Source organism: Bdellovibrio svalbardensis (assembly GCF_029531655.1).
Classification (GTDB): Bacteria; Bdellovibrionota; Bdellovibrionia; order Bdellovibrionales; family Bdellovibrionaceae; genus Bdellovibrio; species Bdellovibrio svalbardensis.
On record NZ_JANRMI010000001.1, the window covers coordinates 1,060,084 to 1,073,027 of the forward strand.

At 43.3% G+C, this 12,944-nt stretch carries 23 protein-coding genes; all 23 read left to right on the forward strand.

Going from position 1 to position 12,944, the window contains the following annotated elements; translation table 11 throughout:
• Positions 1-3 precede the first annotated feature (3 nt).
• The 23 genes from fusA to NWE73_RS05115 all read left to right on the forward strand — a co-directional run bounded on the left by fusA (position 4) and on the right by NWE73_RS05115 (position 12,860).
• The gene (fusA, locus tag NWE73_RS05005; protein ID WP_277577183.1) at positions 4-2,112 is read left to right on the forward strand and encodes an elongation factor G; all 2,109 of its coding nucleotides are present in this window, start codon (positions 4-6) and stop codon (positions 2,110-2,112) included.
• A 203-nt stretch (positions 2,113-2,315) separates the two neighbouring features.
• Entirely contained in the window at positions 2,316-2,633 is a 318-nt protein-coding gene (rpsJ, locus tag NWE73_RS05010; RefSeq protein ID WP_025308875.1) for a 30S ribosomal protein S10, read from the forward strand.
• 9 nt (positions 2,634-2,642) lie between these two features.
• Positions 2,643-3,311 carry a 50S ribosomal protein L3 gene (rplC, locus tag NWE73_RS05015; protein WP_277577184.1) on the forward strand — a complete coding sequence of 223 codons (669 nt, stop codon included), beginning with the start codon at positions 2,643-2,645 and terminating at the stop codon, positions 3,309-3,311.
• A 1-nt stretch (position 3,312) separates the two neighbouring features.
• Positions 3,313-3,942: a 50S ribosomal protein L4 gene (rplD, locus tag NWE73_RS05020; protein ID WP_277577185.1), complete on the forward strand. Its 630-nt coding sequence runs from the start codon at positions 3,313-3,315 to the stop codon at positions 3,940-3,942.
• Positions 3,942-4,220: a 50S ribosomal protein L23 gene (gene rplW / locus NWE73_RS05025; protein WP_277577186.1), complete on the forward strand. Its 279-nt coding sequence runs from the start codon at positions 3,942-3,944 to the stop codon at positions 4,218-4,220. Before rplD ends, rplW begins: the two co-directional genes overlap by 1 nt.
• Positions 4,221-4,222: 2 nt before the next feature.
• Positions 4,223-5,041 carry a 50S ribosomal protein L2 gene (gene rplB / locus NWE73_RS05030; protein ID WP_277577187.1) on the forward strand — a complete coding sequence of 273 codons (819 nt, stop codon included), beginning with the start codon at positions 4,223-4,225 and terminating at the stop codon, positions 5,039-5,041.
• Positions 5,042-5,050: 9 nt separating this feature from the next.
• Entirely contained in the window at positions 5,051-5,338 is a 288-nt protein-coding gene (gene rpsS / locus NWE73_RS05035) for a 30S ribosomal protein S19 (RefSeq protein WP_277577188.1), read from the forward strand.
• Between the two features lie 9 nt (positions 5,339-5,347).
• Positions 5,348-5,680, forward strand: coding sequence for a 50S ribosomal protein L22 (gene rplV / locus NWE73_RS05040; protein WP_277577189.1), 333 nt, complete (start codon positions 5,348-5,350; stop codon positions 5,678-5,680).
• 2 nt (positions 5,681-5,682) lie between these two features.
• Positions 5,683-6,348 carry a 30S ribosomal protein S3 gene (gene rpsC / locus NWE73_RS05045; protein ID WP_277577190.1) on the forward strand — a complete coding sequence of 222 codons (666 nt, stop codon included), beginning with the start codon at positions 5,683-5,685 and terminating at the stop codon, positions 6,346-6,348.
• On the forward strand, positions 6,335-6,742 hold the full coding sequence (gene rplP / locus NWE73_RS05050; RefSeq protein WP_041577922.1) for a 50S ribosomal protein L16: 408 nt from the start codon (positions 6,335-6,337) through the stop codon (positions 6,740-6,742). The genes rpsC and rplP overlap by 14 nt, the downstream gene beginning before the upstream one ends.
• A 2-nt stretch (positions 6,743-6,744) precedes the next feature.
• Entirely contained in the window at positions 6,745-6,936 is a 192-nt protein-coding gene (rpmC, locus tag NWE73_RS05055; protein ID WP_277577191.1) for a 50S ribosomal protein L29, read from the forward strand.
• 3 nt (positions 6,937-6,939) lie between these two features.
• On the forward strand, positions 6,940-7,212 hold the full coding sequence (rpsQ, locus tag NWE73_RS05060) for a 30S ribosomal protein S17 (RefSeq protein ID WP_277577192.1): 273 nt from the start codon (positions 6,940-6,942) through the stop codon (positions 7,210-7,212).
• An 11-nt stretch (positions 7,213-7,223) separates the two neighbouring features.
• Positions 7,224-7,592 (forward strand): 50S ribosomal protein L14, encoded by a 369-nt coding sequence (rplN, locus tag NWE73_RS05065; protein WP_277577193.1) that lies wholly within the window; start codon positions 7,224-7,226, stop codon positions 7,590-7,592.
• A 10-nt stretch (positions 7,593-7,602) separates the two neighbouring features.
• Positions 7,603-8,142, forward strand: coding sequence for a 50S ribosomal protein L5 (gene rplE / locus NWE73_RS05070; protein ID WP_277577194.1), 540 nt, complete (start codon positions 7,603-7,605; stop codon positions 8,140-8,142).
• An 8-nt stretch (positions 8,143-8,150) separates the two neighbouring features.
• Complete coding sequence (gene rpsN / locus NWE73_RS05075; protein ID WP_277577195.1) at positions 8,151-8,456, forward strand: 30S ribosomal protein S14; 306 nt, start codon at positions 8,151-8,153, stop codon at positions 8,454-8,456.
• Positions 8,457-8,466: 10 nt separating this feature from the next.
• A complete protein-coding gene (rpsH, locus tag NWE73_RS05080) occupies positions 8,467-8,856 on the forward strand; it encodes a 30S ribosomal protein S8 (RefSeq protein WP_277577196.1) in 390 nt (129 codons plus the stop codon).
• A gap of 7 nt (positions 8,857-8,863) precedes the next feature.
• Entirely contained in the window at positions 8,864-9,406 is a 543-nt protein-coding gene (rplF, locus tag NWE73_RS05085; RefSeq protein WP_277577197.1) for a 50S ribosomal protein L6, read from the forward strand.
• Positions 9,407-9,415: 9 nt separating this feature from the next.
• Entirely contained in the window at positions 9,416-9,781 is a 366-nt protein-coding gene (gene rplR, locus NWE73_RS05090) for a 50S ribosomal protein L18 (protein ID WP_277577198.1), read from the forward strand.
• A 10-nt stretch (positions 9,782-9,791) separates the two neighbouring features.
• Positions 9,792-10,253, forward strand: coding sequence for a 30S ribosomal protein S5 (rpsE, locus tag NWE73_RS05095; protein WP_277577199.1), 462 nt, complete (start codon positions 9,792-9,794; stop codon positions 10,251-10,253).
• Between the two features lie 17 nt (positions 10,254-10,270).
• Positions 10,271-10,456, forward strand: coding sequence for a 50S ribosomal protein L30 (gene rpmD, locus NWE73_RS05100; RefSeq protein ID WP_277577200.1), 186 nt, complete (start codon positions 10,271-10,273; stop codon positions 10,454-10,456).
• A 3-nt stretch (positions 10,457-10,459) separates the two neighbouring features.
• Positions 10,460-10,897: a 50S ribosomal protein L15 gene (gene rplO / locus NWE73_RS05105; protein ID WP_277577201.1), complete on the forward strand. Its 438-nt coding sequence runs from the start codon at positions 10,460-10,462 to the stop codon at positions 10,895-10,897.
• Positions 10,897-12,225: a preprotein translocase subunit SecY gene (secY, locus tag NWE73_RS05110; protein WP_277577202.1), complete on the forward strand. Its 1,329-nt coding sequence runs from the start codon at positions 10,897-10,899 to the stop codon at positions 12,223-12,225. The genes rplO and secY overlap by 1 nt, the downstream gene beginning before the upstream one ends.
• Positions 12,225-12,860: an adenylate kinase gene (locus NWE73_RS05115; RefSeq protein WP_277577203.1), complete on the forward strand. Its 636-nt coding sequence runs from the start codon at positions 12,225-12,227 to the stop codon at positions 12,858-12,860. The genes secY and NWE73_RS05115 overlap by 1 nt, the downstream gene beginning before the upstream one ends.
• Positions 12,861-12,944 lie beyond the last annotated feature (84 nt).

The window sequence follows — 12,944 nt, forward strand, 5'->3', positions numbered from 1 at the left end:
TTCATGTCAGCTAAAGATCCTAAAGTTGTAGCTGATCTCAAGTATACTCGTAATATCGGCATCATGGCTCACATTGATGCCGGTAAAACGACGACCACCGAACGTATCTTATACTACACTGGAAAAAGTCATAAAATCGGAGAAGTTCATGATGGCCAAGCCACTATGGACTGGATGGTTCAAGAGCAAGAACGTGGTATCACTATCACGTCCGCTGCTACTATGGCGTTCTGGAAAGATCACCGCATCAATATCATCGATACTCCTGGGCATGTTGACTTCACTATTGAAGTTGAACGTTCTTTGCGCGTACTTGACGGTGCAGTTGCAGTTTTTGACGGTGTAAACGGTGTTGAGCCCCAGTCTGAAACTGTCTGGAGACAAGCTGACAAATACAAAGTTCCAAGAATTTGCTTTATCAATAAAATGGACCGCGTAGGTGCAGATTTTGTGATGTCTTTCGGGACAATCAAAGATCGCCTTCTTGCGAATCCAATCCCAGTTCAAGTACCAATCGGTGTTGAAGATACCTTCCGTGGCGTTGTTGATTTGCTAGAAAATCGCGCTTACGTTTGGAGTCAAACAGCAGCCATTGGCGACAGCTTCGAAACTACCGATGTTCCCAATGATATGAAAGAGGAAGTTGCGCGCTTCCGTACTGAAGTCGTTGAGAAGATCGTTGAGTTTGACGATGTCCTCCTTGAGAAATATCTTAACGGAGAAGAAGTGACTGTTGCTGAACTAAAAGCAGCACTTCGTAAAGGAACTCTCGAGCTAAAAGCATTCCCAGTATTCTGTGGCGCTGCTTTTAAAAATAAAGGTATTCAGCCTTTGCTTGATGGAGTTATCGACTATCTTCCGTCACCAATCGAGGTTCCGCCTATCGTGGGACATGATCCTGAAAAACCTGAAAAAGAAATTCCATGCAAAACTGATTTCGATGCTCACGTAGCAGCGCTGGCTTTCAAAATTGCCAATGATCCGTTTTCGGGTTCTTTGACTTACATCCGTGTCTATTCGGGTGTGGTAAAAACAGGCGATCAGCTTTTGAATCCGCGCACTCAGAAGAAAGAGCGCATTCAAAAGCTAGTTAAAATGCATGCAAATGCACGCGAAGAAGTGGCTGATCTTAAAGCCGGTGATATCGGCGCCGTTGTGGGTTTGAAATTCACCGGTACGGGCGATACTCTTTGTGAGACTTCCCATCCAGTAGTTCTTGAGTCTATTACTTTCCCAGAGCCAGTTATTTCTGTAGCTATCGAAGCCAAGTCATCTGCTGATCAAGAGAAGATGTTGCAAGGTTTGGAAAAGCTTCAGAAGGAAGATCCTTCGTGTAAATTAAGAACAGATCCAGAGACTGGGCAAATTCTTCTTTCGGGAATGGGTGAGCTTCATTTGGATATCTTGGTGGACCGCTTGTTGCGTGAACATAAAGTTCAAGCCAATGTTGGTAAGCCACAGGTTTCTTACCGTGAGACTATTACGGGTACGGCTTCGGCAACTCACGTCTATGAGCGTGAAATTGCGGGGGATGCTAACTTCGCATCAGTCTCTTTGACTCTTGAGCCAATTTCTCAAGCAGACCTTATTCAGTTCAATAGCAAAGTTTCAGTGTCTAAAGAATTTACAGCTCCTTTCTTAAAGGCTGTTGAAAGCGGCTTCCGTGAGGCAGCCGAGGTTGGTCCAATAGCGAGCTACTCTATGCTCGGTATTAAGGGGACTTTGAACTCCGTAGAGGTCCGTCCAGAGGCTTCTACTGAAATGGCATTTAAAGCGGCTGCCTCTTTGGCCTTCAGAGATGCCGTAAAGCAAGCGCAAGTAGAGCTTATGGAACCTATCTTTAAGCTTGAAGTGACTTGTCCTGATGAATTTGTAGGCAATATCGTTGGCGATCTAAATTCTCGCCGCGGTAAAATTCTCACTATGAATGTGCGCCAGGGTGGGGGGCAGGTAATTTCTGCAGAGGCCCCTATGGCGTCTCTCTTTGGTTATGCGACGGATATCCGCAGTTTAAGCCAGGGAAGAGCGAGTTTTAGCATGGAATTCTTGGAGTACGCTATCGTTCCTCCAAAGGTGAAAGCTGAAATTCTCCACAAAATTGGAAGATACTAATTATTTAATATTTTCCCTTTGACAAAGATTTTTTAGTTGCGCATACTCGCGCACTCGTGACGTATAAATCTACAAAAAACCCCCCGCGTTTGGTGAAATCACGGCTGCAAGGGCTAATTCGGGGCAAGTTTTCGATGGGATATTTACGTTAGTTTTTAACATATTTGCTAGTAATTACGCTACCTTACAAGAAGAGAAGTGTTATGCAAAGTCAAAAGATTAGAATTCGCCTTAAGGCGTTCGATCACAAGTTGCTTGATCAGTCGACGAAAGAAATCGTTGAGACTGCTCGTCGTACCGGCGCAAAAGTTGCGGGCCCTATCCCCTTGCCAACCCGCATCAATCGCTATACAGTTCTTCGCTCTCCGCACGTTGACAAAAAATCACGTGAGCAGTTCGAGGTGAGAACTCACAAACGTATGCTCGATATTTTGGAACCTACGCAACAAACAGTAGATCAACTTATGAAGTTGGATCTTTCTGCTGGTGTTGACGTTGAAATTAAATTGTCGGCGATCTAGGAGTAAGACGTGAGTGAATCTACAGAAAACACAAATACTTCTGCGCAAGGCCTAAAGCTCAACGGCTTGTTCGCATTTAAAGAGGGAATGGCTACTATCTATAATGATAAAGGTGAAGCTATTCCTGTTACAGTTCTTCGTTATGAGCCTTGGTTTGTTTCTCAAATCAAAACTAATGAAGAAGATGGTTACGAGGCTATTCAGGTAGCTTGCGAGCCTAAAAAAGCTAAAAACTCAAACAAAGCAGAAAAAGGCCACCTTAAAGGTGCTGGTTTTGAAAATGGCGCTAAGTTCGTAAAAGAACTTCGTCAAAATCTTCCAGAAGGTCTTACTGTTGGTGCTCAAGTTTCTATCGATAGCTTGGTAAAAGGTGATGTTGTAAAAATCACTTCTAAGTCTAAAGGTAAAGGCTTTGCTGGTGTTATGAAGCGTTGGAACTTTGCCGGTGGGCCTGGTTCACACGGTTCTAAATTCCACCGTCGTCCGGGTTCTTCTGGTAACAGAACATGGCCGGGTCGTGTAATGCCGGGTAAGAAATTCCCTGGTCACCTAGGTAATGAGACTGTGACTGTGAAAAATGTCGAGATCGTAGACGTTATCCCTGGTGAAAACGTTCTTATGGTTAAGGGTCCAGTTCCAGGTGCTAGAAACACTTTGGTTAAGTTGGTGAGAGAATAGTATGGCAACAGTAAATGTACTAAACTGGAAAAAAGAAAAAGTTGGATCAATTGATTTGGCTGCTGATGTTTTCGAAACTCCTGTTAAAAAGGAAGTTTTGCACACTGTAGTTCAATGGCAATTGGCTAGCCGTCGTGCTGGTACTCATATGACTAAAACAAAAGGTCTTGTGAGCGGTGGCGGTAAGAAGCCATTCAAGCAAAAAGGTACTGGTGGAGCTCGTCAAGGTTCTAGCCGTTCTATCTTGATGCCTGGTGGTGGTACTGCGTTCGGTCCTCAACCTCGCAGCTACGCATTCGTCCTTCCTAAAAAAGTTCGCCGTTTGGGTTTGAGCATGGCTCTTTCTCATTTACAAAAAGAAGGCAAGTTGTTCGTAGTGGACAGCATGAATTCTGAAGGTAAAACAGCAGAATTGAACAAACGTTTGAAAGCGTTCGGTTTGACTAAAGCTGTATTGGTAGATTCAGAAGTGAATAACAAATTCAATCAAGCTTCTAAAAATTTGCCTACATTCAAATACTTCCCAGTTGAAGGTTTGAACGTATTCGATTTGTTGAAGTACGATGCAGCGGTTATCACTAAAGAATCAGTGGCTAAAATCGTTGACCGTTGTTCAATGGAGAAGGCGTAATGAAACAAATTATCAAAGCACCTCTCATCACTGAGAAAAATACTTATCATAACGCAGCTGGCGTTTACGTGTTCGAAGTAGACATGAAGTCTTCTAAAACAGAAGTAAAGGAAGCTGTAGAGAAAAACTTTAAAGTTAAAGTTGATAGCGTTAGAACTAGCGTCTGCCGCGGTCATTCTAAAAACTCAAAGTTCGGTTTAACAAAGGTCCCTTACTGGAAAAAAGCTTACGTTAAGCTTGTTGAAGGTGAGAAGATCGCTCTTTTTGAGGGAGTATAGAGATGGGTATTAAAACATTTGCCCCACGCTCTCATGGACGCAGAGGAATGACTGGTTTCGATTTCAAAGAAATCACAAAGACAACTCCAGAGAAGTCTTTGCTTGCTCCTCTAAAAAAACAAGCTGCTCGTAACAATCACGGTCAAATTACGATTCGTCACCAAGGTGGCGGACATAAACGTAAATACCGTTTGATTGATTTCAAGCGTAACAAGTTGGAAGTGCCAGCGAAAGTTGCTTCGATCGAATACGATCCAAACAGAACTTCTCGTATTGCTCTTCTTAACTATGCTGATGGTGAAAAAGCTTACATCATCGCTCCAGTTGGTTTGAATGTTGGTGATTCAGTAGTTTCTTCTGATAAAGCCGATATCAAACCAGGCAACTCTTTGGCTCTTATGGCTATCCCAGTAGGTACAGTAATTCACAATATCGAATTGCGTCCTGGTAAGGGTGGTCAAATTTGCAGAGGTGCAGGTGCGAGCGCGACTTTAGCTGGTAAAGGTGATATGTACTGCCAAGTACGTATGCCATCTGGCGAGTTGAAGCAGGTTCTTTCAGTTTGCCGCGCTTCTATCGGGCAAGTTGGAAATACTGACAATGAAAATATCAACCTTGGTAAAGCAGGTCGCTCTCGTTGGAGAGGTATCCGTCCTTCGGTTCGTGGTATGCACATGAATCCGGTAGACCATCCGCTCGGTGGTGGTGAGGGTGTGGGTAAAGGTCATCATCCTGTGACGCCTTGGGGTCAGCCTTGTAAAGGTTACAAGACTAGACATAACAAGAGAACAAACTCTTCAATCATCAAGAGACGTAAGTAGGAGTAGACTGTGGCACGCTCAATTAAAAAAGGTCCATTCGTTGATATTTCTGTTCAAAAGAAAATCGACCATGCGATCGAAAAAAACGACAAAAAAGTTATTAAGACTTGGTCTCGTCGCTCAACAATTCTCCCTGAGACTATTGGACTTACGTTCGCAGTTCATAACGGTAGAAAGTTCGTTCCTGTGTACATCACTGAGAACATGATTGGTCACAAACTCGGTGAGTTTGCTCCAACAAGAACTTTCCACGGTCATGCTGAGAAGAAAGCTGCAGCTCCTGCAGCTAAGAAGTAGAGGTTGGTAATGGAAGTTAAAGCTAGTCTTAAACACGCAAGAGTAGGTGCTCAAAAAGCAAGACTTGTTGTTGACTTGGTTCGCGGCAAAGACGTGAACGAAGCAGTAAAAGTACTTACTTTCTTGAACAAAAAAACTGCAGGAATGGTTAAGAAATTGATCGAATCTGCTGTTGCCAACGCTGAATACAAAAAGGTTATGGATGTAGATAATCTTGTAGTAAAAGCGATCTGGGTTGACCAAGGTCCCGTTCTCAAAAGATTCCGTCCTCGTGCACAAGGTCGCGCGTTCGGTGTTCGTAAGAAAACGAGCCACATTAACGTAGTACTTGAGGAGAAATAATCGTGGGACAAAAGGTTAATCCTATTGGTCTAAGAGTTGGTGTAATCAGAACTTGGGACTCTCGCTGGTACGCGAAGGGCAACCAATATTTTGAGAATCTCCACGAAGACATCCGTTTGAGAAAATACCTAAAAGGTAAACTTAAACACGCGGGTGTTGCGAAAATCGAAATGGAACGTGCAGCGAAGAAGATTAAAATCATCATCTCGACTGCTCGCCCAGGCGTAGTAATTGGTAAAAAAGGTACTGGTATTGATTCGCTTAAGGCGGAAGTTCAAAAATTGACTCCTAACGAAGTCTTTTTGAGCATCCAAGAAGTGCGCAAGCCAGACCTCGATGCTCAGCTCGTTGCTGAGAGCATTGCTCAACAACTTGAGAAACGTATCTCTTGGAGAAGAGCTCTTAAAAAATCTATTGCAGCTGCGATCAAAGGCGGCGTGAGAGGTATCAAGATCCGTGTTTCCGGACGTCTTGATGGAGCAGAGATTGCTCGTTCAGAGTGGTACAATGAGAAGAGCGTTCCTCTTCATACATTGCGTGCTGATATCGATTATGGTACAGCAGAAGCCCTGACAGCATATGGCATCATCGGGTTGAAAGTTTGGATCTACAAGGGCGATATCTTATCTGCTCGCGAAGTTGAGGAGGCAGGTCGTGTTAAGTCCTAAAAGAGTAAAATGGCGTAAACAATTTGTAGGCCGCGCAACTGGCTTTGCAGTTAGAGGTGCTAACCTCGATTTCGGAGATTACGGTCTTCAAGCAATCGAGGAAGGTCGTCTAACAGCTCGTCAATTGGAAGCTGGTCGTATTGCTATCTCTCGTTCAGTAAAACGTGGTGGTAAAATTTGGTGCCGTGTGTTCCCAAATATTCCAGTTACGAAAAAGCCTGCTGAAACACGTATGGGTAGCGGTAAAGGTAATCCAGAATTGTGGGTTGCTCGTGTTCTTCCTGGAAAAGTTCTTTTCGAAATGAACGGTGTGACTCGCGAACAAGCTAAAGAAGCTTTCGAACGTGCAGCTCATAAGCTTCCTTTCAAAACTCGTTTCTTGGTTAGGGAGTAGTTATGAAGTTCGTAGAGATTAAAGATCTTTCTGTAACTGAATTGAAAAAGAAAAGAACAACTCTTTCTGAAGAGTTGTTCCAGGCGCGCATTAAGAATTCAATTGGTCAACTTTCGAACCCAATTGAAATTCGTGATCTTCGCCGTAGCATCGCTAAAATCAATACAGCGATCGTAAAAAAAGTGGCGAGGTAGTAAATGTCAACTGAGACTAATACTAGAGGACGTAAAATCGAAGTTGTAGGTGAAGTTATCAGCGACAAAATGGATAAAACCATTTCTGTCCTCATCTACCGCATGGTAAAACACGCTAAATACGGCAAGTATGTTAAAAAGACATCTGTATTCAAAGCTCATGACGAGAAGAACCAAGCTAAAACTGGTGATATCGTTAAGATCCGCGAAACTCGCCCATTGAGCAAAACTAAACGTTGGGCTTTGGCTGAAATAGTCGAAGCTGCAAAAGCCTAGGGAGTATTTATATGATTCAAATGCAAACTAGACTTAATGTAGCTGACAACTCTGGCGCTAAAGAAGTTATGTGCGTTAAGGTTCTTGGTGGTTCTAAACGTCGTGTAGCATCTATCGGTGATGTTATCGTTGTTTCTATCAAGGAAGCTTTGCCAAACGCTAAAGTTAAAAAAGGTGATGTGGCTAAGGCAGTTGTTGTAAGAACTGTGCAAAAACTTCGTCGCGCTGACGGATCTTATATCCGTTTCGACGACAATTCTGCAGTTTTGATCAATGCCAATAAAGAGCCAATTGGAACACGTATCTTTGGCCCAGTTGCCAGAGAATTGAGAGCAAAGTCGTTCGTTAAGATCGTATCTTTGGCTCCGGAAGTTCTATAAGGGGTATGAGATGAATCGCTTAAAAGCTAAATATCAAAAAGAGATCTCTCCCGCTCTTCAAAAGCAATTGGGAGTTAAGAACATCATGCAGGTTCCTCGCCTCGACAAAATCACTCTAAGCGTTTGCTTGAGTGAAGCTGTTCAAAATCCAAAAATTTTGAACACAGTTGTAGACGAAATCACTGCGATCACTGGTCAAAAAGCAGTGATCACTAAAGCTAAAAAAGCTATTTCTAACTTCAAATTGCGTGCTGGCATCCCATTGGGTGTTCGCGTGACTTTGAGAAAAGAAAAAATGTGGTCATTCCTTGATCGTTTGAACACTTTGGCACTACCACGCGTAAGAGACTTCCGCGGTTTGCCAAATAAAGGTTTCGACGGCCGTGGTAACTACAACATGGGTCTTAAGGAGCAAATCGTGTTCCCTGAGATCAACTTTGATAAAGTTGATAAAACTCGTGGTATGAACATCACAATCTGTACAACTGCTAAAAACGACGCTGAAGGCAGAGCGCTTCTTGAAGCACTTGGCATGCCTTTCAGAAAGTAGGATGAACAATGGCACGTAAAGCAAGTATTGTTAAAAACAATAAAAGAAAAGAAATTGCTAAGCGCTACACTGCTTACAGAGCAGAGCTTAGAACTAAAGCCGTTGACATGAAACTTTCTGAAGAAGAAAGAGGCGAGGCTCGTAAGAAGCTTCAATCTCTTCCTAAGAATACGAACATCAACCGTGTTATCACACGTTGTGAACTTTCTGGTCGCCCTCGTGGTAACTACAGAAAATTCGGTTTGTCTCGTATTGCCTTCAGACAACTTGCGCTTGACGGTAAATTGCCTGGCGTAACGAAAGCTAGCTGGTAAGAGGAAAACTATGGATACTATTTCTCAGTTCCTTACAATCATTAGAAATGCTGGAGCAGCGAAACACGAAAAAGTGGATCTTCCTGCTTCTAAAGTTCGCGCGGGCATCGCTCAAATCCTAGTTAACGAAGGTTTGATCCGTAGCTTCAAGGTTGCTAAAGATAGCAAACAAGGCATCATGCGCGTTTACTTGAAATACGATGAAGCTGGTGGCCATGCTATCAACTCTATCGACAGAGTAAGCCGCCCAGGTCGTCGCGTTTATGTTAAATCTGATAAAATTCCTCAAGTTCGTTCTGGTTTTGGTATGTCCATCATCAGCACTAGCAAAGGGATCATGAGTGGTAAGCAAGCAGCTGAGCAAAATCTCGGCGGCGAATTGCTTGCTACACTGTGGTAGGTGATTTATGTCTCGTATTGGTAAAGCACCCGTTATTTTTGATAACACGGTAAAAATTGATGTTACACCAGCGAACGAAGTTGTAATTAAAGGTGCAAAATCTTCTTTGAAGATTGGTATGCAACCTCAAATTTCAGCTAAAGTTGATGGCAACAAAGTTGTCTTGACTCGCAAAGATGATTCTAAAGAATCACGTGCATTGCACGGTCTTTACAGAGCTCTAGTTCAAAACGCTGTTACAGGTGTTACTAAAGGCTTCACTAAAGGTCTTGAGCTTCAAGGTGTCGGATATCGTGCGAACGTTGCAGGTAAAAAGTTGGAACTCTCTTTGGGTTTCTCTCACCCTGTGATCTTCGATATTCCTGAAGGCATTGAAATCAAAGTTGATAAACAAACAGCAATCTCAATCACTGGCGCGAGCAGAGAACTTGTTGGTCAAGTTGCTGCTAAAATCCGCTCATTCCGTCCACCAGAGCCATATCTTGGTAAAGGTGTTCGTTACGCTGGTGAGAATATCCGTCGTAAAGCCGGTAAGTCTGCTGGTAAATAGAGGTAATGTATGAAATTGAAAATGAGTAAGCATACAAGCGAAAGAAAAGTAAATCGCCTCAAAAAGAAAATCAGAATCCGTAAAACTGTTATGGGTACTGATGAAAGACCACGTCTTTGCGTTTACAGAAGCGGTAAGCATGTGTACGCGCAAATCATCAATGACGTAACTGGACACACTATTGTTTCAGTTTCTTCACTTGGTAAAGAAGACAAGTCTGGTGTTGAAATGGCGAAGCTTGTTGGCGTAGAAGTGGCGAAAGCTGCTTCTGCTAAAAACATTAAAAGCGTGGTTTTCGATAGAAATGGATATCTCTATCATGGCCGTGTTAAATCTCTAGCTGATGGCGCTCGTGAGGGCGGCCTTAATTTCTAAGGAGTGATGTGTGGAGAAAGTTCAAGCTTCTCAAGCTGAATTAGAAGAGCGTGTAGTTGCGATCAACCGTGTAACAAAAGTTGTTAAGGGTGGTCGTCGCTTCTCTTTCGCAGCTCTAGTGGTTGTTGGTAACAAAGCTGGTGATGTTGGTTTTGGTTCTGGTAAAGCAGGCGAAGTGCCTGAAGCTATCGGTAAAGCTAGCAGATCTGCTAAAAAATCAGCTAAATCTGTAACTTTGAAAGAAGGACGTACAATCCCTCACGAAGTGATCGGCAAGTTCGGTGCGGCAAAGGTTATCATGAAACCTGCTGCTCCTGGTACTGGCGTGATCGCGGGTGGTGCGGTTCGTGCGGTTCTTGAGTCTGTTGGCGTAAAAGACATTCTTACTAAATGTGTTGGTACTCGTAATCCACACAATGCAGTAAGAGCAACAATCGACGGCTTGAATCAACTTAAACAGTTGAACAAATAGTCGGAACGGTGGCAAAAATGGCTAAAAAATTCGTTGTAACATTGAAAAAATCGACTATCGGCTGCTCTCAAGAGCAAAAAGATGCGGTTAGATGCCTAGGTTTGAAGAAAATTCGTTCATCTGCAGAGGTGAACGATACTCCAGCTAACCGTGGTCAAATTATGAAAGTACAACATCTTGTTGATGTTGTAGTTAAGGGGTAATCCATGAGCTTGCTTAAATCACTAGCTCCAAAAGCTGGATCCAAGCACAGCCCAAAAAGAATCGGTCGTGGTATCGGTTCTGGTATGGGTGGAACTTCTACTAAAGGTCACAAGGGTCAATTGGCTCGTACCGGTGGAACAGTGCGTAGAGGCTTTGAGGGCGGTCAAACGCCTATGCATCGTCGTCTTCCTAAGTTTGGTTTCAGCAACGTCGCATTTGCTAACAACTTTGAGATTGTTAATATTGGACAACTTGCTAAATTCTCTGGAGAAGTAACTCCTGAGTCTCTACACCAAGCTGGACTTGTTAATAAAGGCGCGGTTAAGATTTTGGGAAATGGCGAGTTGAAAACTGCTTTGACAGTTAAAGCTCACAAATTTTCAGAATCCGCTAAGAAAGCTATCGAAGCTGCTGGCGGCAAAGTCGAGGTAATTAAGTAGTGTCTGCAATAGAGAGCATCGCAAAGAATTCGGATCTTCGTAAACGCATTTTCTTCACATTGGCTTTATTAGCTGTATACAGAGTTGGGGTTCATGTTCCAACTCCTGGTGTGGATGGAACTGCGGTGCTCTCATTTTTCCAGGCTCAAAGCCGTGGAATCTTCGGACTCTTCAATACCTTTACAGGTGGCGCACTTTCTCAATTCAGCATCTTTGCTTTGGGAATCATGCCTTACATCTCTGCTTCAATCATTTTCCAACTTTTGACTTCAGCAGTTCCATTGCTTGAGTCATTGAAGAAGGAAGGGGAGCAGGGACGTCGTAAAATCAACCAATACACTCGTTATGCGACTGTAGCTCTTGCTGTTGTGCAAGGTTATGGTATCAGCAGTTGGTTGATGAATTCGACAAGCCCAGATGGACGTCCTCTTGTGATTGCTCCAGTTGTGGCCTTCCTTCCATTCCAAATCATGACTGTTATTACTTTGACTGCTGGTACTTGTTTTATCATGTGGTTGGGTGAGCAGATCACTGAAAGAGGTATCGGTAACGGTTCTTCTTTGATCATCTTCACAGGTATTGCTGCTGCTATTCCGCAAGGAGCTCAGCGCCTTTTCGAACTAGTTAAATCTGGTGAGATGAAATTTGCTGTTGTTCTTCTATTGTTGGTTTTGATGGTTGCGATTATTGCAGCTGTTATCTACATGGAAGTGGCGCAGCGTAGAATCACTGTACAGTATTCTCAACGTGCTGGTGGCGGCGGAATGCAGTCTATGCAAACTCCAACAAGCCATTTGCCAATCAAAATTAACTTCTCTGGCGTTATTCCGCCAATCTTCGCGAGCTCATTGTTGATGTTCCCAGCAACTATGGCTCAGTTCGTACACGTTCCTTGGTTGAAGGCATTGCAGGAATCTTTGAATCCTTCAGGCACTATCTTCAATATCATGTTCGTTGCGTTGATCGTTTTCTTCTCATTCTTCTACACTGAGATCGTATTCAACCCGACTGAAGTAGCTGATAACTTGAAAAAGTACGGTGGTTTCATTCCTGGCGTTCGCGCAGGTAAAAGCACTGCGGATTATATCCAAAAAGTACTTGAGCGCGTTAACGTACTTGGTTGCGTTTATCTTTCTACGATCTGTATTTTGCCAGGTATTTTGACAAGCCAACTTAATGTGCCGTTCTACTTCGGTGGTACGAGCTTGTTGATCTTGGTTGGTGTTGCTTTGGATACTGCTCAGCAAATCCAATCTCACATGATCACTCAAAAATACGAAGGCTTCATGAAGGGTGCTAAAATCCGCAGCAGAAGGGTTCAATTTTAATGAACTTGATCCTGTTTGGAGCCCCAGGGGCCGGTAAAGGGACTCAGTCTGAGCTTTTGATTAAACGCCAGGGTATGACACAAATCAGCACTGGCGATCTTTTCAGAGCAGCTATTAAAGGCAAGACAGACCTCGGCCAAAAAGCTCAAGCATTTATGGATAAAGGCCAACTTGTACCGGATAGCATTGTTATCGGTATGGTTGAAGAAGTTCTCCAAAATGGTGTTAAGAACTTTATCCTAGATGGCTTTCCAAGAACTGTAGCGCAAGCTGAGGCCTTGGATTCTTTGCTAAACAAAATGAATCTATCGATCGGAAAAGCCATCTTTTTGGAAGTTCCGATGGGTATTTTGATGGATCGTTTGACGGGTAGACGCGTTTGTAAAAATTGCGGGGCTGTCTATCATATCGTCAGTAAGCCTTCTAAGACGGAAGGTGTATGTGATAATTGCGGAGGCGAAGTCATTCAGCGCAATGACGATAAAGCTGAGGTCATTGAGACCCGCTTGAAGACCTACCAAGAATTCACTAGCCCACTTAAAGAATTTTATAAAAAGTCAGGAAAGTACATCGAAGTGGACGGTAATAGAGGCACCGAGGAAGTCTATTCAGAGATCGAAAAAGTAATAAAGTAGGCTGCTGTATTATTTTATCTCTAGACTTTAATGGTTCTCGGTGTTAGCGTGCCGAACCGCATTTGTATTTTTGCTGGAATTTAC